Raw genomic sequence first — 19,215 nt, forward strand, 5'->3', positions numbered from 1 at the left:
ATGGCAATTTTTAAAGCAAAAGAAAGCAACAAGAGAAAGGCTAAAGCCCGGGGCGCCAGCAGTCATCAGCCTAAGCCTTCCCGTGTGTTTGATTGGAAAAAATTCAATCAAATAGCGTTTGCTGTGGTACTGGTGGCGGTGCTTATCGGTCTTTATCAGGGGCTTGTGCTATTGCTATCCCAGCCTGTTACTCGGGTGGCTGTTAATGGTGAATTTATCCATGTGGATAAACGAGAGATTGAAGCAGAAGTGCTGCCCTTTCTGGGTGACGGTTTTATTACTCTGGACCTGGCAGGTATCAGTGAAACGCTGGAGTTACAGCCCTGGGTACTTGATGCGACAGTGTCGCGCCGCTGGCCCGATGAAATTGTTATTACGGTGATAGAGCAAACACCGATTGCCTACTGGGGTGAGACCAGCTTCCTTAATTCTCGCGGCGAACTGTTTCAACCGTCGAAGGCGATAGAAAAAATTGACGCTTTACCGGTGTTGCGCGGCCCCGACAATAGCTCGGACAAAGTGATGAACCACTTTAGTCAGCTAAATGAAGCCTTGCTTCATCGTGGTCTGGCGTTAAAGGCGCTGGAATTAGACGACCGGGGTAATTGGTCGGCTCGTCTTGGTGGCGACATTACGATTACTTTAGGTCGCGGTGAAGTGATGGAAAAAATGCGTCGTTTATTGGTGGCCTATGAACAGGGCTTATCAAAAAACTTTAACAATATTGCCAGTATTGATATGCGCTACAGCAATGGTTTTGCGGTCGAGTGGCGCAAGCTTGATGCAAAGCAGGTGTAACAATGACATTAATAATGAAAAAGCAAAATGGGAGTGTTAGCTAATGGGCGGCACAGTAGACAATAAAATGATTGTCGGTCTTGATATTGGTACCTCTAAAGTCGTGGCGATTGTCGGGGCGATTTCTGACGAGGGCACATTGGAAATAGTGGGTATTGGCTCACACCCTTCTCGAGGTTTAAAGAAAGGTGTCGTTGTGAATATCGAATCCACCGTTCAGTCTATTCAGCGCGCTGTTGAAGAGGCGGAATTGATGGCCGGTTGCCAGATCCATTCTGTTTATGCGGGCATTGCCGGCAACCATATTCGCAGCCTCAACTCCCACGGCATTGTCGCTATTCGCGACCGAGAAGTGTATCAGCTGGATTTAGAGCGAGTGATAGATGCGGCTCAGGCTGTTGCCATTCCCGCAGATCAAAAAGTTTTGCATATCTTGCCTCAGGAATATGTCATCGATACTCAAGAAGGTATTAAAGAGCCTTTGGGTATGTCCGGTGTGCGTCTGGAAGCAAAGGTTCATTTGGTCACCTGCGCAGTTAATGCCGCACAGAATATTGAAAAATGTATTCGCCGCTGCGGCCTTGAAGTTGAAGATATTATTTTGGAACAGTTGGCCTCCAGCTATGCGGTGCTGACTGATGATGAGCGTGAGTTGGGTGTCTGTCTGGTCGATATCGGAGGCGGTACCACGGATATTGCAATCTTTACCGAAGGGGCGATTCGCCATACGGGAGTTATCCCTATTGCCGGCGATCAGGTAACTAACGATATTGCTATGGCATTAAGAACGCCGACGCAAAATGCCGAAGAAATTAAAATTAAATATGCCTGTGCGTTAACTCAGCTGGCCGGTGCAGAAGAAACGATCAAAGTCCCTAGTGTGGGTGAGCGTCCGCCCCGTGATTTATCACGCCAAGCTCTGGCTGAAGTGGTTGAGCCGCGCTATGACGAGCTTTTTACTTTGGTTCAGGCTGAGCTGCGTCGCAGTGGCTATGAAGATGTAATTGCTGCGGGCATTGTGCTGACTGGCGGTACGTCAAAAATGGAAGGTGTGGTCGAGTTGGCAGAAGAAATTTTCCATACACCGGTAAGAATTGGTACGCCGCAAGATGATGTTGAAGGCTTAAAAGATATTGTACGCAACCCCATCTATTCCACCGGGGTAGGTTTATTACAGTACGGTTTAAAACAACAAAATGGTGGGGAGATTAAAGCCTCCAAGCCACAACAAACGGCCGGTTTGTTTAGCCGCGCCAAAGACTGGTTTCAAAATAATTTTTAATCATTGTAATTTTTACTTGTAAGACTACTGGCGTCGATTCTGTCGGCAACAGTATAAAAACTAAAAAAGGGAGAAAACCTATGTTCGAGCTAGTTGATAACGTTCCACAAAACGCGGTCATAAAGGTAGTTGGTGTGGGAGGCGGCGGCGGTAACGCTGTTAAACACATGATTGCCAATGACGTTGAAGGCGTAGATTTTGTTTGCGCTAATACGGACGCCCAGGCGTTGACCGATGTCGAAACCACTACCGTATTGCAACTCGGTGGCAATATTACTAAGGGTTTAGGTGCTGGTGCTAATCCTGAAGTTGGCCGTCAGGCTGCACTTGAAGATCGCGACCGTATTGCAGAAGCCTTGCAAGGTGCCGATATGGTCTTTATCACTGCCGGTATGGGCGGCGGTACAGGTACAGGTGCTGCACCGGTTGTTGCTGAAGTTGCCAAAGACTTAGGCATTCTGACGGTAGCTGTAGTAACGCGTCCATTCTCTTTTGAAGGGAAAAAGCGCAGCGTGATTGCTGACGCTGGTATGAAAGAATTGCAGCAGCATGTTGATTCTTTAATTACTATCCCCAATGAAAAACTATTGGATGTGTTAGGTAAAAGCGCCAGCTTGCTGGATGCTTTTAAAACCGCCAATGATGTTTTGTTAGGTGCTGTGCAAGGTATCGCAGATTTAATTATCCGTCCGGGTATGATTAACGTGGATTTCGCCGATGTGCGCACGGTAATGTCTGAGATGGGTATGGCAATGATGGGTACGGGTTATGCTCGCGGTGAGAACCGTGCGCGTGAAGCAGCTGAAGCGGCGATTCGCAGTCCTTTACTGGATGACATTAACTTGCAGGGTGCTCGTGGTATCCTGGTTAATATCACCGCCGGTTTAGACTTGTCATTGGGTGAATTCTCCGAGGTGGGTGACACCGTTGAAGAATTTGCGTCCGATAATGCCACTGTGGTGGTGGGAACTGTTATCGACCCAGACATGTCAGAAGAACTGCGTGTAACCGTGGTAGCGACCGGATTAGGTGGCGAAATGTCGGAAACTCCGCTAAAAGTAGTAGAAAATAAGCCTGCGGCGGATGCGGTTAACCCTGATTATCGTACTTTGGACCGTCCAACCGTTATGCGTAATAATCCACAAACTGCGGTTGACCGGGATAATTCGGCGCCAGTTGGTGACAAAGATATGGAATATTTAGATATTCCTGCCTTTTTGCGCAGACAGGCGGACTAAACTTGCTTGACTAATTGCTTAGCATAATAGGTTGTATAAGGCAGTTTTAGCCGCCGTAAGTGGTTCTGGGATGTTTGGTGTTATACCGGTTCTCTGGTAGTATTCGCGCCTCGCTTCTTAGGCCACGGCAGTACAAATTTGCCGGGTTCTCTAAATCCTGTCCACAATGAGGGGTTTTAAGGGCGTTATACGGGTGTAAACCCATCAATAACCATGAAGAAAAGCCATGATTAGACAACGTACATTACGCAATGCCATCCGCGCCACCGGTGTGGGTCTGCACTCAGGCGAAAAGGTCTATTTGACCTTGTTACCCGCCCCTGTTGATACCGGTATTGTGTTTCGTCGTACTGATCTCGACCCTGTCGTTGAAATTGCCGCCCGTGCGGAAAATGTCGGCGATACCACACTTTCAACCACCTTAATGCAAGGTGATGTCAGAGTGTCAACGGTAGAGCATCTATTGTCAGCTATGGCGGGTCTGGGTATTGATAACGCGTATGTTGAGTTAAGCGCTGCCGAAGTCCCGATTATGGATGGCAGTGCCGGTCCGTTCGTCTTTTTGATCCAGTCCGCTGGTATTGAAGAGCAGGCCAAGGCCAAGCAATTTATTCGTATAAAACGACCGGTAACGGTGAAACAGGACGATAAAGTCGCCAGCTTCCTCCCTTTTGATGGCTTCAAAGTGTCCTTTACCATCGATTTTGATCACCCGGTGTTTCGCGATCGTACTGGTGAGGCTGCGCTGGATTTTTCCAGTACTTCCTTTGTAAAGGAAGTCAGCCGAGCCCGTACCTTCGGTTTTATGCATGAGTTTGAGTATCTTCGCTCCAAGGGCCTGGCCCAGGGCGGCAGCGTCCACAACGCGATTGTCGTGGATGAGTATCGTATTCTTAATGAAGACGGCCTGCGTTATGAGGACGAATTTGTTAAGCACAAAGTATTGGACGCCATTGGCGACCTTTATTTGCTCGGTAACAGCTTAATTGGTGAATTTAAGGCCCATAAATCGGGTCATGCCTTAAATAATGCGTCTTTGAGAGCATTAATCGCTGAAACCGATGCTTGGGAAGTTGTCACTTTTGAAGATAAAGAGACTGCTCCCATCTCCTATATGGCTCCTGTATCGGCGGCCTAAGCTTATTTTTGTTCAAACTTTGAGCTGATTCACCAAAATCTCGCCTTGAAAGTTGGTAATAGACTGATTTATATGCGATATTTGCAAAGATAGTATTAACAGTTTGCTTTATTAACTACCCAACAAAACTAGCTGAAGCCTTCTTATTTTATGAAAGTCATTATTGTTAGTGACAAACACGGCCAGTCAACGTCGATTTCTCTAGGCCGCTGGACCCGTACGCTTTTTTCCCTTTGTTTGCTGGGTATTCCTCTGGGTATTGGTGGTCTAATTGGCCATAGCGTCGCTAATAATGACGGTGAAGTACTGGATCAACAGGCTTTATCGGCGATCAAAGAGAAAAACAGCAAAGAACAACGGCTTCTCTCCGAGACCAAACGCAAAACAGAACAACATCTTCATGCCTTAACCCTGCGTATGGCTGAAATTCAGGCTCGCATGGTGCGTTTAGATGCCTTGGGTGAGCGTATCACCAGCGTTGCCAAATTAGATAAGGGCGAGTTTGATTTTAGCCAGCTTCCCGCTGTCGGTGGCCCACAGACGAGTGATTTAGGCAAAGTTTATGAATCCCATGATTTTGTGGGGGCCGTAGATAAACTGGTTAAGCGCATTGATGACCGCGAGCAGCAGCTTGAAATCCTTGAAACCCTCATGGCCAATCGCAAGATTGAAGACGAAGTCTTTTTGGCGGGTCGGCCGATTAAAAAGGGTTGGATGTCTTCTCATTTTGGTCATCGAACCGATCCCTTTTCTGGCAGAAAGGCCATGCATGAAGGTGTCGATTTTGCCGGCAAGCTGGGTTCTGAGATTGTTGCCGTTGGTTCCGGTGTCGTCACCTGGTCTGGAGACCGCTATGGCTACGGCCGTTTAGTAGAAATTAATCACGGTAATGGGTTTATGACCCGTTATGCCCACAATATGGAAAACAAAGTTGAAGTGGGTGATATCGTTAAAAAAGGTCAGGTTATTTCCTTGATGGGAAGTAGCGGCCGCTCCACCGGACCTCATGTCCACTTCGAAGTCTATAAACATGGTCGCGCCGTTGACCCTGCGACTTATATCCATCGCGCCAGTCGGTGAATATTACCTGCCCAATCTGCCCTAAGTAGATTAAACTACCGCCTCCGCGGTTAATGCTGTTTAGCCCCTTTTAACAATAACACTCAGAACTGTAGTCACCATTATGTTGGGAAATATCGCCAAGAAGATCTTCGGTAGTAAAAATGACCGTGTACTCAAACGCATGGGTAAAACCGTGCAGCAGATTAATGCCTTTGAAGAGGTCATTAGCGGCCTCAGTGACGAAGCATTAACCGCCAAAACGGATGAATTTAAACAGCGTATGGAACAGGGTGAAAGCCTGGACCAGTTACTGCCGGAAGCCTTTGCTACCGTCCGTGAAGCGGGCAAGCGGGCACTGGGTTTACGCCACTTTGATGTGCAGATGATCGGCGGTATCTGCCTGCACCAGGGCCGGATTGCCGAAATGCGTACCGGTGAAGGTAAAACGCTGGTGGCTACCTTGCCGGTCTACCTGAACGCCTTAGCGGGTGAAGGGGCTTTTGTTGTTACGGTGAACGATTATCTGGCGCAACGTGATGCCAATTGGATGCGGCCACTGTATGAGTTTTTGGGCCTGTCCGTGGGTGTGGTCATGGCAGGGCAAGACCCTGACTCCAAGCGCGATGCCTATGCCCGCGATATTACCTACGGCACCAATAACGAATTTGGCTTTGATTACCTGCGCGACAATATGGCTTTTACGTTGGAAGATCGTTACCAGCGTGGCCTCAACTTTGCGATTGTCGATGAAGTGGATTCCATCCTTATCGATGAAGCGCGGACGCCGCTAATTATTTCTGGCGCAGCAGAAGACAGTTCAGAACTGTATCGTCAAATCAATAGCTTGATTCCACAATTAACCCCGCAACAAGAAGATGAAGAAGGCCAGGTGCTAGCGGAAGGCCACTTCAGCATCGATGAAAAAGCTCGTCAGATAGAGTTGACGGAGGCGGGGCATTTATATGTTGAAGAATTATTAACCGAAGCCAATATGCTAGCCGAAGGTGAAAGCCTTTACTCCGTGTCTAACCTGGCCATGCTGCAACATGTTTACTCTGGACTGCGGGCGCATAAACTATTTAATCGCGATGTTGAGTATATTGTTCAAGGTGGTCAGGTCGTGTTAATTGATGAACACACAGGGCGAACCATGCCCGGTCGTCGTTTGTCTGAAGGCCTGCATCAGGCTATTGAGGCCAAAGAAGGCGTAAATATTCAGGCGGAAAGCCAAACGTTGGCATCAACCACCTTCCAGAATTACTTCCGTTTATTTAATAAGCTGGCTGGTATGACCGGTACGGCAGATACAGAGGCCTTTGAATTTCATTCTATTTACGGTTTGGAAGTCTTGGTTATACCTACCAATGTGCCGCAACTGCGTAAAGATTTAAATGACTTGGTGTATTTATCCAAAGACGAAAAATACGATGCCATTGTCAATGATGTTAAAGAAATTACCTCAGAAGGCGCGCCGGTTTTAGTCGGTACCGCATCGATAGAAACATCGGAAGAACTATCCCGCCGCTTTGATAAATCAAAAATTGCGCACAAAGTCCTTAACGCTAAATTTCACGAGCAAGAAGCGGAAATTATTGCCCAGGCAGGTAAGCCTGGCATTGTGACCATTGCTACGAATATGGCTGGCCGTGGTACTGATATTGTTTTAGGCGGTAATGTTGAAGTAGAAATTGCCGCGCAGGATAACCCAACGGATGCCCAGATAGAGGCCTTGCGGGCCGATTGGCAAAAACGCCATGATGCCGTATTGGAAGCGGGTGGTTTGCATATTATAGGTACTGAACGTCACGAATCGCGTCGGATTGATAACCAGCTTCGAGGCCGTGCCGGTCGTCAGGGTGATGCGGGTATGTCGCGTTTTTATCTTTCTATGGAAGATAATTTAATGCGTATTTTTGCCTCAGACCGTGTCCGTAACTTTATGAAAGCCTTGGGCATGGAGAAGGGTGAAGCGATTGAACACCGCATGGTGACCAACTCTATTGAAAAAGCCCAGCGCAAAGTAGAGGGTCGCAACTTCGATATTCGTAAGCAGTTATTAGAATATGATGACGTGGCCAACGACCAGCGCCAGATTGTTTATCAGCAGCGTAAATACCTGCTGGAAGAGGAAGAGATTGTTGAAACCATTGATGCAATTCGCTCAGATGTGGTTAACGAAGTGGTTGATGAGCATATTCCTCCTCAGAGTCTGGAAGAGCAATGGGATGTTGCCGGTTTAGAGCAGCGCCTTGAGAATGAGTTCGGAACTTCTGTGCCAGTACAGCAATGGCTGGATGAAGATGACAATCTTCATGAAGAGCCTCTGCGTGAAAAAATCCTGGCTGTTTTAGTCGAGGCTTACCAAGAAAAAGTTAACGAAGTTGGCCCTGAAATTCGCAAGCTTGAAAAACATATTATGTTGCAGGTACTGGACAATTTGTGGAAAGAGCATTTAGCGACGATGGATCATTTACGTCAGGGCATTCACCTACGTGCCTACGCACAGAAAAACCCCAAACAGGAGTATAAGCGTGAAGCGTTTAACCTGTTTGAATCGATGTTGAGCAATTTGAAGCATGACGTGGTGCGTTTTTTAGCGAATGTTCGTATTCAGCGTGAAGATGAGTTGCAGGAACTTGAGCGTCAACGTCGCGAACAAGAAGCTCAAAAGCAAATGCAGTTTCAGCATGCTGATGCTTCAGCGTTGCCCGAGGAAGAACAGCCAACTGCTGACGCTGAGCAAGCACCTTTCGTACGCGAGGGCGAAAAAGTAGGCCGTAATGATCCTTGTCCTTGTGGCTCCGGTAAAAAATTCAAGCAGTGCCACGGCAAGTTGGCCTAGAGAGCATTCATGGCAGTAGGCGAAGGTAAGTTACCACCGTTGCACCCTGTTAACGGTTTTCGTTTAGGTACAACATCGGCCGGTATTAAAACGGTTGGCCGACCCGATCTGGTCGTTATGGAAATTGCCGCTGGCGCTAGCGTAGCAGGTGTTTTTACCCAAAATGCTTTTTGTGCCGCTCCGGTTCAGCAAGCTAAACAGCATATGGCCGCCGCAGCTCCCCGCTATTTTATAGTTAATACCGGCAATGCCAATGCCGGTACTGGTGAGCAGGGTTTGCGTGATAGTCAATCCTGTTGTGATGCCATGGCCGCCCAGACTGGAGTGAATAGCGACCAGGTGTTGCCTTTTTCTACCGGCGTTATTGGTGAGCCCTTGCCTGTCGATAAAATTATTGCTGCGCTACCGGCGGCAGAAGCCGCTTTGGACCTTAATGGTTGGGAAGCGGCGGCTAGTGGTATTATGACCACCGATACCCGCCCTAAAGCGGCCTCCACACACATTGATCTACTGGGTGAAACTGTCACCGTTACCGGTATTGCCAAAGGCGCCGGTATGATCAAACCCAATATGGCCACCATGCTGGGCTATGTGGCCACCGATGCGACGGTCAGTCAGCCATTGCTGGATACTATGATTAACCAGGCCGTCAATCAATCCTTCAACCGTATTACTGTCGATGGCGATACCTCTACTAACGACGCTTGCATGTTAGTGGCAACCGGTCAGTCAGCGGCAGAGCCGATAACGGACCAGCAGCATCCCTTTTATCAAACACTTCAGGATGCTATTAGTAGTGTCTTTATCGAGCTTGCTCAGGGCTTGGTGCGCGATGGTGAGGGTGCCAGTAAATTTGTCACCGTTGCTGTGACAGGTGGCCAGAGCGAGCAAGAATGTTTAAAAGTAGCTTATACTGTTGCCGAATCTCCATTAGTCAAAACTGCCTTATTTGCCAGCGACCCTAATTGGGGCCGATTGTTGGCCGCGATTGGCCGCGCCGGTGTAGAAAACCTGGATGTTGATCGCGTCTCCGTTCACTTAAACGATATCCTGATTGCCGAAAATGGCTGTCGTGCTACCAGCTATACCGAAGAGCAGGGCAGTGCGGCGATGGAGCCTGAAGAGATTGTGATTGCCATCAATCTCGATAGAGGCAGTGCCAGTACAACGGTATGGACCTCTGACCTTTCCCATGACTATGTGCGTATTAACGCCGAATACCGCACCTAATGACCGCTAACACTTCCGCTAAGCTAGTGCATGTTGCTGTGGGTGTGATTGTCGATAGCCAGCAGAATATCCTGATTGCCCTGCGCCCAGAAGACAGCCACCAAGGTGGGCTGTGGGAATTTCCCGGCGGCAAAGTCGAGAAGGGTGAGACGGTAGAGGCGGCCCTATCCCGCGAGCTTAACGAGGAGCTGGGCCTGACGCTTATTAGCTGCCGGCCCTTGATTGAAATTCGCCATGATTATCCCGATAAGTCCGTCTTATTGGATGTCTGGTGGGTCGATGACTTTACCGGGCAGCCAGAAGGTAAAGAAGGGCAGCCGATTCAATGGGTGAGTGCCTCGGAGCTGTCTGGCTATACTTTTCCAGCCGCCAATACGCCTATTATCCATGCGGTTCAGGTGGGTTTAGAGGCTGGCCGATAAGCTGGAATCCCAGCCAATATCTGGTAGAATCCCCGCTCTAGATTTTTGATTGTAAAGTCAGCCGCACATTGATCCTCGTACTGAGCTGGTCGGACACCTAGATTATCTTCTTCAAACTTATTGATTTAAAACAGGGCATTTACCATGAGTCTTGCTACGAAAGTATTGGCAGTTAATAACGATCTTCCCATCCGCACCGAGCAGCCTGTTCACAGCGGCAAAGTGCGTTCCGTTTATTGGCTAAGCGCCGCAGATAGCCGTCGCCTGATTGAAGAGAAGGGCTACGATGTCGCCGCTGATTCCGAGCTGGCTGTTATGGTGATCAGTGACCGTATTTCAGCGTTTGAATGTATCTGGCACGGTGAGGGTGGCATGAATGGTGTACCGGGCAAAGGTGCGGCGTTAAATGCCATCTCCAATCACTGGTTTAAATTATTCCGCGAGCAGGGCTTGGCTGATAGCCATATTTTAGATATTCCCCACCCGCTGGTTTGGATTGTGCAAAAAGCCAAGCCCGTTATGATTGAAGCGATTGCCCGCCAGTATATTACCGGTTCTATGTGGCGCTCTTACGCCAAAGGCGAGCGTGAATTCTGTGGTATTGCCATTGCCGATAACCTGGAGAAAGATCAAAAGTTACCTGAATTATTAATTACGCCATCTACCAAAGGTATTTTGTCAGGTATCCCTGGCGTGCCTGAAGTGGATGATGTGAATATCACCCGCGATGATATTACTAACAATTCAGAAGCCTTTAATTTCCGCAGCCTTGATGATATCGACAACTATGAAAAATTATTGTCTGAAGGTTTTGATGTCATTAGCGATGCACTGGAAAAACTGGACCAGATTTTTGTCGATACCAAATTTGAATTTGGCTATGTCACCGATAAAAGCGGTCAAGAAAAACTGATCTATATGGATGAAGTCGGCACCCCTGATTCATCACGTATTTGGGATGGCGCTGCCTACCGCGATGGTAAAATTGTTGAGAATTCTAAGGAAGGCTTTCGCCAGGAATTGCTCAATCACTTCCCAGACCCAGATATTTTACTCAACAAAAACCGTATGGATGAGCGCAATGCTTTGGCCAAGGATAATGCTTTGCCCGAATCTATTTTAATGTCTGTATCGGAAACTTATACAGGTATTGCTGAAAAAATTACCGGTGAGAAAATTGTTTTATCGGATAATCCTAAAGAAGAGATTATTGCTATTCTTCGTGATCAGTATGGTTTGATTGCATAATACTCCATCCCTGTCATAACTCTGTGATTCCTGCAAAGTCGGGAATCCAGAGCCCTGATGCCTTCTCCTGTTCCACCAGTAGTCCGTAGGGTGGATTATAATCCACCGGTTATGACTGCTCTGGGTAGGGTTCTGGTGGATTATAATCCACCCTACAATATCCATTCGTTATTTGAGTCTTGACGCTTCTTATTGGCTTCAAACACTGACGCTAGAATGCACAGTCCTTATTTAAAGACTTGGTTAATTTACACTTAACCAATCAATCGCCTCATCCTGCTGAGCCAGAATCAGTGAGTCATTGGAATACCATGGTGTCACCGCTGATTTGGCCAAGGCTTCAGTATTATTCTTCTCGCTAATATGCGAAATCACCAAATGCTGAATACGTTCCACTTCAATCTGTTCTAAGAGATTGGCTGCCTGATGATTACTAAGGTGGCCCCAGTGTCCTGCAACACGGTGCTTGAGTGAAGGAGGGTATGGCCCCATCGCCAACATTTGCGGGCAGTGATTACATTCCAGCATTAGGGCATCACACTGCTGATACTGCTCAGTCACATGGGGAGTGATACTGCCAAGGTCCGTTAACAAGCCCATCGTTTTACCCCCATGACGGAATACAAACTGGCAGGGTTCCCTGGCATCATGGGGCACAGCTACAGGGGTAATATCAATATCTTCAACCGCAAAGGGGCGATGGATATTCACCTGATGCATCTCGGCAACTTTATTTAAACCATCGTACTGTGCAGTGCCATGGGTCAGGTAAACCGGTAGGCCGTATTTACGCGCAAACGGCCCTACGCCTTTGATATGATCACTGTGTTCATGGGTGACCAGAATGGCAGTAATATCGTCAGGGGAGTGGCCTAAAATGGCCAGACGGCGCTCAGTCTCTTTAATGGTAAAACCATTATCAACCAATAGTAAAGTATTGTTAGAGCGGATCAGGGTAGCATTGCCGCGGCTGCCGCTACCCAGTGATGCAAAAGAAAAACTCATTCGGTCAAGAGATATTGCGTTTAATAAGTTTCAGCAAACGCTCAGTATCACTCTTGCTTAACTCGCCATTATCAGGGCGCTCAATGGTAATAGCGACAGTGCCTTCGCTGCTGTCTTTTAAGCGCACAAGATAAGGAATGCCCTGTACAACGTCCTCGTCATCGGATGATGCCCAGTTATACATCCAGGCAAACATACCATCCTCATCGTCCTCTTCCGCTTCTTCAACATAGTTAACGTAATACACTTGCTCGGTGCGGTTTAAGTCATCAATGTTATAGCCCGATTTTTGCAGTGCCTTGCCCACGGATGCCCAGGCTCTGGAAAAGGGCAGGGTGAGGTTGATATAAACATTTTCATTAGCGTCCTCTTCCAGAGTGATTTTACCTGAAGAGCTGATAGCCTGCTGTGCCAACATCGATACTGCAGCGGCAGCAGAACTATCGGCAAGATACTGGGCGAGCTCCTGTGTCATAATTTCTTCGCGCTCAGCATTATTGGATTGCTCTGGCCAGTCTTCCCGGCCTGAACGGATATCGGCTTGCAGTACGTAGACTTCACTGGTGCCACGCTGCACACCCTGATCAATTCGCAGTCGATAGCGCTCACGCAATGCATCTTCACCGCTGGGTTGTAGCCAAGCGGTTTCTATCAAGCCGCTAACAGCATCAGCCCGTTGCACGGCAAGCTGGTTCAAGCTAAGAAAACCACGCAGGCGGGGCCAGATTTCACCCGGTGCACCATCCACCAAAATCCAGCGCTGGTCTCCCAGAGTATTGATACGCACGCTATCGCGGTTAATATCCTCTGCCAAGGGCTCCGGCGTAGGGACTACAAATTTATCATCCAGGGTGGTTCGGTCACTGATAGGCGGGATCGCATAGCTATCATCAATGGACTCACTATCAATACCTTCAGGCAAATTTAGCGGCGGCTCTACTTTGGCCTGGCGATAATCATTGCTGCGGTCACGGAAAGTACCGTCATCACCAAATAACCAGCTACAAGCGCTCAGTTGCAGCATCAGGTAGACGGCGGTGGCTAGTTTTAGAGAGCGAAATATCATGCTATTAAGCAAGCTTAGGTGAAGCTTCATTCAATAATTCCTGACTGTTGCATAGCCTGGGTTAGTACCGGCTGGCTGGGCTCTGAAAAAACTGTTAGCGGCAAACGAATACCATCGGTAATCATCCCCATTTTATGGAGTGCCCACTTAACGGGAATAGGATTGGACTCCACAAACAGCTTTTCGTGCAATGGCATCAGTTGATCATTCAGCTGTGTGGCGGTATCGGCATCACCGGCCAGGGCTGCTTCGCACATCTGGGCCATTAATTTCGGGGCGACATTGGCGGTGACAGAGATATCACCTTTGCCTCCGGCCAACATTAGGCCCATTGCGGTTGGGTCGTCACCGGAGTAGATGGCAATACGGTCCGAGGTCATTTCGATCAGTTCTTTCCCACGCTGCAAATCACCGGTGGCATCTTTGATACCGATAATATTGTCGATACTGGCCAGCTGATCAACGGTACTGTTGGCCATATCACAGGCGGTACGGCCTGGCACGTTATATAAGATTTGCGGAATCGCCACACTCTCGGCAATCAGCTTATGGAACTGGTAAAGGCCTTCCTGGGTTGGCTTGTTGTAATAGGGGGTTACCAATAGGCAGGCATCCACACCGGCAACGCGGGCAGACTCTGTCAGCTCTATGGCTTCGTGGGTGCTATTGGCGCCGGTACCGGCAATAACAGGGATGGCGCCATTAACCTGATCAACGACATGTTTGATGACCATACAGTGTTCGCTGACACTTAAGGTGGCAGACTCGCCGGTAGTACCGACCGCCACAATGGCATGGGTGCCTTCTTGTAGATGAAAATCCACCAGTGTTTTCAGGCCTGGCCAATCAATATCGCCACTGGGGGTCATGGGGGTTACCAGCGCAACCATACTGCCCGTAATCATCTCTTTCTCCATCAACTAATCTGAGGCGTTATGGTACTGGTGGCCCCAGTCAAGCTCAAGCAAGAAAGGCAGTTTTTGGCGTTATATTTAGCGAATTATCGTTTGTTTGCCGATGTTGATGAATTACACTGTTTTTTTGTGGTCTGATTTGAGGTCGGGGCACTCTTTAAACCATTATCAGGGTGGAGATATCCATGTTCAATTCAGTTGTAGTAAACCGTCCAGTCTTGTTTTTGATGGTTGCGTTGCTAGCGCTTGGCTCAGTGTCGGCCCAGGCTCAGCAGTGGCGAACTGAAGAAATTTCCCCCATTACAGTCAATGCTATGGAGGCACAACGGCAGAGTATCGATGATCTGGCCCGGCGCCATTTTGGTCGCCAGCTTAACGGCCAGAAAGATAACGATATTGCGCTAATGCAACGCCTGCTGGATGAAAATATCGTGACCTCAAGGGATGTGCGTCAGCTGCAATCGATGGGGCTGATTCTCGGGCAAATTTTAAAGTCACAAAAGGGTCTGAGCTGGATTATCTATATTGATAAATACGGTCGCTCAAAAGCCTTGCAGGTCAGAGGCTTTGAAAAGGAATTTATTTTCCCGGTGACACAGATATCCAGAAAGGCAGAAGTGGGTATACGCGTTAATGTCGCTGAGATCTATAAAGAGTTGGAACAGACCGTGATTGATATTCGCAACAAACCGCCGTTTTAATCCCGTAAAAACGGGTCCACCTCTTCAACCCCGAAGGGGTCTTGATGAATAAGCACTTCGCTATTGGGAAACTGTTGCAGAATATTTTGCTCAATCGTATCGGCAATGGCATGGGCTTGCTTTAAATTGATCTCACCATCCATCTCCAGATGAAACTGAATAAATTCGGAGATACCCGCCCGGCGAGTGCGCAGGTCATGGATATCATTCACCTGAGGGTGCTGTTTGGCAATAGCGCGGATCTGCTGTCGCTGTTGCGGTGAAAATTCCGTATCCATCAATTGTGCAATGGCAACTTTGCCAAGTCGCCAGGCCCCAAAAATTAATACACAGGCTAAAACGATCGCAATAATAGGGTCTATCAGCGCAGAGTTTAATTGTGTAGACAGTAGCAGCGCCAGAATAACCCCAAGGTTAATCGCAATATCCCCAAAACCATGCAGCGCATCCCCGGCTACAATCACCGAGCCGGTGCGCTTGACCACATAGCGCTGTATGACTACCAGTACCGCCACTATTGCTGATGACAGCAGCATAATGGCAATGCCCCAATCACTATTCTCAGGGAACTGAGGAGTAATGAGGCGGCGTACAGACTCTGCAATCAGGAACAGCGCCGAGCCACCAATGAGCATCGCTTGAAATATACCGCCAATGGGTTCGGCTTTACCGTGCCCAAAGCGGTGTTCCCTATCGGCTGGGCGCAGGGCGCTGCGAATAAAATACCAATTGATCAGGGCGGCAGCGGTGTCGAGCATAGAGTCCAGTAGCGAAGCCAGCATGGCCACTGAGCCGGTTTTTGCCCAGGCAATAGATTTAATAATAACCAGAATAATAGCGACAATAACGGATGCGTTAGTGGCCAGTTTCAGGAGTTTTTCTTTCTTATTTTTATCGGTGTTCCTGATCAATTGTTTATCAGCACCGGTGACCATAATAATGATCCGTGGCCAGGTTTAGGCCGTGAGTTTAAGTTTATCGAATACCGCCTCTAAAGCTCTTTCCATAAAGGATTTTTTGGTGGGCTCGGCAATGCGGATATTACCGGCACACATACCCTTGGCCAGATCGTACTGAGTTTCAACCGCCTGCTTAACACCGCTCTGGTCCACAAACATATAGTGGCTGGTAACACGACTAAACCAGGCTAGTTTCAGTTGTTCCTGTACTTTTTCCCGGTCAAACTCAAACCAGGTGCCAAAGGCAATTTCCTTGAGTTTGTTAACCACTGTCTGTTCTTCCGGGCTTAAAGTTGGTGGCGCAGGTTTTAGTGCCTTTCTGGGTTTGGTTTTAGGTTTGGCAGGGGGGTGGCTTTGGGTTTTACTGCCACGGCTGCTTCATTGGTCACGGCCGTATCTCTTGTTGCTGTCTCCACAACCTCGGCGCTTGCGGGTTCATTAACCGCTTCCATGACCGAGTGATGATAGGCCAATTCCTGTGCTTCTTTCAGGGAGTTTAATAGGCCCTTGGAGGCGTCGGGGTCGTAGCCAATCGTTTTTAAACCATCAGATACAGAAATTTCCAAATCGCTTTGGTGGCGTTTAAAGTCGTCTTTATTATCGGCAACGGCTGAAGGTTTAACGCTCCACATAACACCGTCAACCACTTTTAATGCAGACTCCCAAGTTAGGCTATCCTGGCCATGACGCAGCAAATTAAACGCTAAAAAATCGATCCAGGGCTGTCTTAATAAGTCAGCAACGGATTCCGGTATATCATCAATGTCCAGTCGTGCGTCCACTTCATCGCTAGCCTGCTGGCGTGAGAGTTCCAGTTTTTCAAGGCCCTGTTGCGATTCGGTATTGCGCTTCTCAACCATGCGTGAGCGCTTTTCAATATTTTCTTTAAAACGTGTAAAATCTTCCAGCAGGCGATCAAATACCGAAGGGTCATCGACAAAGCCTTTCAGAATATTTTCTACAATGGTTTTAATTTTCGGTAAAACCGTGCGCTCATTATCTTTTTTGACCCATTTACCGCCCACCTCGGCCATGGTATTAAGCAATACCCTGGCGCTATGCTGATAGTTATCCAAAAAGGTTTTATCCATTAATGCCAGCTTTAAATAGGGCGTATGCAAATGACTAAGCAGCGACTTAACCGCATCATGCAAATTGGGGTCGTCCAGCATATAGCGGAAAATCATTCCCACCAGGTCAACCGTATCGGCATCACCCTGGGTCATTTTATGGCGGCTGTTTTCGTCACCTTGCTTGGTTAACTGGTCAATTAAATTTTCTTCGACTTTTTCCGCGGGCAATGGGCGGTTAAGTGCGGCGGCGGATAAAAAAGCTTTGGACTGTTGGATGGCGCTCAGTGCCAGCGCGTAGTCCATAGTTGAGAATGAGTCCTCACCACCACTGCCATCGGTAGCTACGCCAGCAAAGCTAACACCGCCCGCTGTTTGTGTACGATTGCCCACTGCGGATTGCAGGGCGCGAATGGAATTATATAAATCCTGCTGGTGGGCAATACTGCTGGGGGATTCTTTTAGTGATTCAGTATCCGTCACAGCGGCTTCAGGGCTGCTATCTCCGGTGGCGTTTGCTTGAGGCGCTGCTGACTGCTGGGCTTTGGTCACACTAAAACGCAGGTTAGGTAAAATGCCTTTTTCTGTCAGAATATCGTTGAGGGCATCCAGTTCTTTGGCAAAACTAATTACAAAGATTTTGCCTAACTGTTTGTAGACCAGGATGCGGGTTTTATTATCCAGCGATAATTCAGCCACACCCATTTGTAAAGCCTCGCAAACACGGTGGGGTCCAAAAGGGTTGGTTTCATCACTAACACTTTTACCACCGCGCATAGCGGCCATACGTTTATTGAGCTTCCAAAGGGTTTCTGAATTGCGGCTATTGGACTTGGATACAATTACCGAAATAGCCAGCTCGTCTTCCAGCTCGTCGCGCTGTACCAGAGATAGATTGCCAATATCAATTTGCTCTTCAACACTGGCTTCTTCTTCCTGTCCACTGGCAAAGATCTGGAAACTTTTACCCATCTCATGCCTAAAGGCCGTATGCATAGCGCCACTGCGGTCCTTAAGCTGCTGCATCGCTTCAAAATAACGCCGCTGCTCTTCGTTATTGGTGCACTGTTCAGCCTGCTCAAAGAGCGCATCGTTGATGGTTTTTTCCGCCGCTAATAACAAATCACCATAAAATTTATGGGCATGATCCCGGCAGTTGTTAAGTAATTCCATTAATGGTCTGTCCACAGCAAGTTTTTACGGCGTATCAATGCCTGCATTATTAGTACAAATGTAGTCTAATTTCGCGATTTTAGGAGCGAAATGGCAGTTATTTATGTGAGGTATGGCAAGGTTTTAATGGTATTTATAACACCAGCCATAGTAATAGTGGCAGAGAGGCGAAACTGAACAGCGTCGACATGACCACCAGGCCTGCAACAGCTTCGGGTGAACGGTTATAACGTTGGGCTAACAGGTAGTTAAATACCGCGGCGGGCATCGCCGATTGGATAATGACAACCCCGCGGATAGTGCCTTCCAGAGCCAGTACTTCGGCCACAAAAAAACCAACGGCCAGGCCGATCAGTAACCTGCTAACGCCCAGTAAGCCACTGAGGCTAAGGTCCTTAACTCTAAGCTGAGAAAGCGAGACGCCTAAGGTGATTAACATAATTGGAATACTGAGTGAGCCCAGCAGATTGAGGGAGTTTTCAATCCATAGCGGCAGACGGGTGGCGGTTAATACCAGGCCAGTAGCAAACAGGCCTGAGTAGACAATGGGGGAGCGCAGGCTGTTTTTCCAGGCATTTTGGCCGCTGACCAAGGCCACGCCAAAGGAAAACTGGGTCAGGCTGACCACCAGATAAATCCCCAGAGCCACCGCCAGCCCCTCTTCACCAAAGGCAAAAAAGCATACGGGCAAGCCCATATTGACGGTATTGGGGAAACTAAGCGGGGCGAGATAAACGGTGACCGGTAGTCTGGCTAGCTTACATACCGTAACAGCAATTAGCCCAGTGGTGACCAGAACCATGGCCGCTGCTCCCAGAATTTCGATTAAATCCTGCGCTGGCATTGAGGTTTTGCTTAAGGTACCGACCACCAGACAGGGGGCGCCGATATTCATGACCAAGCGGGTAACAAATTCACCTTCATAGGGCACACCCGAGCGCGCCCAGCCGTAACCAATCAGCGTACAAATGGCTATAGGGGCAAGAATGGCGAAAATATCTGCGTACATAAAACACCGGTTGAGTAAAAACCGGCATTCTACAGGGAAAGCCCGGTAATGCGGAAAA

16 protein-coding genes and 1 pseudogene are annotated in these 19,215 nt (G+C 48.2%); 10 read left to right on the plus strand and 7 right to left on the minus strand.

Features of this window, described 5'->3' with window-relative positions; translation table 11 throughout:
* From BST96_RS11660 to BST96_RS11700, 9 genes are all read left to right on the plus strand, one after another.
* A complete protein-coding gene (locus tag BST96_RS11660) occupies positions 1-798 on the plus strand; it encodes a cell division protein FtsQ/DivIB (protein ID WP_085758877.1) in 798 nt (265 codons plus the stop codon).
* Between the two features lie 43 nt (positions 799-841).
* Positions 842-2,080, plus strand: a complete 1,239-nt coding sequence (ftsA, locus tag BST96_RS11665; protein ID WP_085758878.1) for a cell division protein FtsA — start codon at positions 842-844, stop codon at positions 2,078-2,080.
* An 80-nt stretch (positions 2,081-2,160) separates the two neighbouring features.
* The gene (gene ftsZ, locus BST96_RS11670; protein ID WP_085758879.1) at positions 2,161-3,318 is read left to right on the plus strand and encodes a cell division protein FtsZ; all 1,158 of its coding nucleotides are present in this window, start codon (positions 2,161-2,163) and stop codon (positions 3,316-3,318) included.
* Between the two features lie 226 nt (positions 3,319-3,544).
* The gene (gene lpxC, locus BST96_RS11675; RefSeq protein WP_085758880.1) at positions 3,545-4,456 is read left to right on the plus strand and encodes a UDP-3-O-acyl-N-acetylglucosamine deacetylase; all 912 of its coding nucleotides are present in this window, start codon (positions 3,545-3,547) and stop codon (positions 4,454-4,456) included.
* 150 nt (positions 4,457-4,606) lie between these two features.
* Positions 4,607-5,536 (plus strand): M23 family metallopeptidase, encoded by a 930-nt coding sequence (locus BST96_RS11680; protein ID WP_085758881.1) that lies wholly within the window; start codon positions 4,607-4,609, stop codon positions 5,534-5,536.
* A 103-nt stretch (positions 5,537-5,639) separates the two neighbouring features.
* The gene (gene secA, locus BST96_RS11685; RefSeq protein WP_085758882.1) at positions 5,640-8,360 is read left to right on the plus strand and encodes a preprotein translocase subunit SecA; all 2,721 of its coding nucleotides are present in this window, start codon (positions 5,640-5,642) and stop codon (positions 8,358-8,360) included.
* Between the two features lie 9 nt (positions 8,361-8,369).
* On the plus strand, positions 8,370-9,590 hold the full coding sequence (gene argJ / locus BST96_RS11690; RefSeq protein ID WP_085758883.1) for a bifunctional glutamate N-acetyltransferase/amino-acid acetyltransferase ArgJ: 1,221 nt from the start codon (positions 8,370-8,372) through the stop codon (positions 9,588-9,590).
* Positions 9,590-10,012, plus strand: a complete 423-nt coding sequence (mutT, locus tag BST96_RS11695) for an 8-oxo-dGTP diphosphatase MutT (protein ID WP_085758884.1) — start codon at positions 9,590-9,592, stop codon at positions 10,010-10,012. Before argJ ends, mutT begins: the two co-directional genes overlap by 1 nt.
* 144 nt (positions 10,013-10,156) lie before the next feature.
* A complete protein-coding gene (locus tag BST96_RS11700) occupies positions 10,157-11,260 on the plus strand; it encodes a phosphoribosylaminoimidazolesuccinocarboxamide synthase (RefSeq protein WP_085758885.1) in 1,104 nt (367 codons plus the stop codon).
* A gap of 243 nt (positions 11,261-11,503) precedes the next feature.
* On the opposite strand, the gene BST96_RS11705 is transcribed toward BST96_RS11700, so the two are convergent.
* The 3 genes from BST96_RS11705 to dapA are packed head-to-tail and all read right to left on the minus strand — an operon-like array spanning position 11,504 to position 14,236.
* Positions 11,504-12,265, minus strand: a complete 762-nt coding sequence (locus tag BST96_RS11705; RefSeq protein WP_085758886.1) for an MBL fold metallo-hydrolase — start codon at positions 12,263-12,265, stop codon at positions 11,504-11,506.
* A 4-nt stretch (positions 12,266-12,269) separates the two neighbouring features.
* A complete protein-coding gene (gene bamC, locus BST96_RS11710) occupies positions 12,270-13,361 on the minus strand; it encodes an outer membrane protein assembly factor BamC (RefSeq protein WP_085758887.1) in 1,092 nt (363 codons plus the stop codon).
* Positions 13,358-14,236 (minus strand): 4-hydroxy-tetrahydrodipicolinate synthase, encoded by an 879-nt coding sequence (gene dapA / locus BST96_RS11715; protein WP_085758888.1) that lies wholly within the window; start codon positions 14,234-14,236, stop codon positions 13,358-13,360. The genes bamC and dapA overlap by 4 nt, the downstream gene beginning before the upstream one ends.
* Before the next feature lie 194 nt (positions 14,237-14,430).
* Here dapA and BST96_RS11720 point away from each other — a divergent pair, with 194 nt between their 5' ends.
* Positions 14,431-14,946 carry a DUF3806 domain-containing protein gene (locus BST96_RS11720; protein WP_240554791.1) on the plus strand — a complete coding sequence of 172 codons (516 nt, stop codon included), beginning with the start codon at positions 14,431-14,433 and terminating at the stop codon, positions 14,944-14,946.
* Here BST96_RS11720 and BST96_RS11725 read toward each other — a convergent pair.
* From BST96_RS11725 to BST96_RS11740, 4 genes and pseudogenes are all read right to left on the minus strand, one after another.
* The gene (locus tag BST96_RS11725; protein ID WP_085758889.1) at positions 14,943-15,881 is read right to left on the minus strand and encodes a cation diffusion facilitator family transporter; all 939 of its coding nucleotides are present in this window, start codon (positions 15,879-15,881) and stop codon (positions 14,943-14,945) included. The two genes, BST96_RS11720 and BST96_RS11725, sit on opposite strands and share 4 nt — an antisense overlap.
* A gap of 21 nt (positions 15,882-15,902) precedes the next feature.
* Positions 15,903-16,184, minus strand: a pseudogene (locus BST96_RS21310) (DUF1631 family protein); the annotation flags it as partial.
* A 29-nt stretch (positions 16,185-16,213) separates the two neighbouring features.
* Entirely contained in the window at positions 16,214-18,148 is a 1,935-nt protein-coding gene (locus tag BST96_RS11735; RefSeq protein ID WP_085758891.1) for a DUF1631 family protein, read from the minus strand.
* Positions 18,149-18,281: 133 nt separating this feature from the next.
* Positions 18,282-19,157, minus strand: coding sequence for an AEC family transporter (locus tag BST96_RS11740; protein ID WP_085758892.1), 876 nt, complete (start codon positions 19,155-19,157; stop codon positions 18,282-18,284).
* Positions 19,158-19,215: the final 58 nt, after the last annotated feature.

The sequence above is a fragment of the Oceanicoccus sagamiensis genome (assembly GCF_002117105.1).
GTDB classification, from domain to species: Bacteria; Pseudomonadota; Gammaproteobacteria; order Pseudomonadales; family Dasaniaceae; genus Oceanicoccus; species Oceanicoccus sagamiensis.

What these genes read in the sequence shown, in the direction of transcription:
- BST96_RS11660 (WP_085758877.1), top strand. Translation starts at nt 1, where the DNA reads ATGGCAATTTTTAAAGCAAAAGAAAGCAACAAGAGAAAGGCTAAAGCC.
- ftsA (WP_085758878.1), top strand. Translation starts at nt 842, where the DNA reads ATGGGCGGCACAGTAGACAATAAAATGATTGTCGGTCTTGATATTGGT.
- ftsZ (WP_085758879.1), top strand. Translation starts at nt 2,161, where the DNA reads ATGTTCGAGCTAGTTGATAACGTTCCACAAAACGCGGTCATAAAGGTA.
- lpxC (WP_085758880.1), top strand. Translation starts at nt 3,545, where the DNA reads ATGATTAGACAACGTACATTACGCAATGCCATCCGCGCCACCGGTGTG.
- BST96_RS11680 (WP_085758881.1), top strand. Translation starts at nt 4,607, where the DNA reads ATGAAAGTCATTATTGTTAGTGACAAACACGGCCAGTCAACGTCGATT.
- secA (WP_085758882.1), top strand. Translation starts at nt 5,640, where the DNA reads ATGTTGGGAAATATCGCCAAGAAGATCTTCGGTAGTAAAAATGACCGT.
- argJ (WP_085758883.1), top strand. Translation starts at nt 8,370, where the DNA reads ATGGCAGTAGGCGAAGGTAAGTTACCACCGTTGCACCCTGTTAACGGT.
- mutT (WP_085758884.1), top strand. Translation starts at nt 9,590, where the DNA reads ATGACCGCTAACACTTCCGCTAAGCTAGTGCATGTTGCTGTGGGTGTG.
- BST96_RS11700 (WP_085758885.1), top strand. Translation starts at nt 10,157, where the DNA reads ATGAGTCTTGCTACGAAAGTATTGGCAGTTAATAACGATCTTCCCATC.
- BST96_RS11705 (WP_085758886.1), bottom strand. Translation starts at nt 12,265, where the DNA reads ATGAGTTTTTCTTTTGCATCACTGGGTAGCGGCAGCCGCGGCAATGCT.
- bamC (WP_085758887.1), bottom strand. Translation starts at nt 13,361, where the DNA reads ATGAAGCTTCACCTAAGCTTGCTTAATAGCATGATATTTCGCTCTCTA.
- dapA (WP_085758888.1), bottom strand. Translation starts at nt 14,236, where the DNA reads ATGATTACGGGCAGTATGGTTGCGCTGGTAACCCCCATGACCCCCAGT.
- BST96_RS11720 (WP_240554791.1), top strand. Translation starts at nt 14,431, where the DNA reads ATGTTCAATTCAGTTGTAGTAAACCGTCCAGTCTTGTTTTTGATGGTT.
- BST96_RS11725 (WP_085758889.1), bottom strand. Translation starts at nt 15,881, where the DNA reads ATGGTCACCGGTGCTGATAAACAATTGATCAGGAACACCGATAAAAAT.
- BST96_RS11735 (WP_085758891.1), bottom strand. Translation starts at nt 18,148, where the DNA reads ATGGAATTACTTAACAACTGCCGGGATCATGCCCATAAATTTTATGGT.
- BST96_RS11740 (WP_085758892.1), bottom strand. Translation starts at nt 19,157, where the DNA reads ATGTACGCAGATATTTTCGCCATTCTTGCCCCTATAGCCATTTGTACG.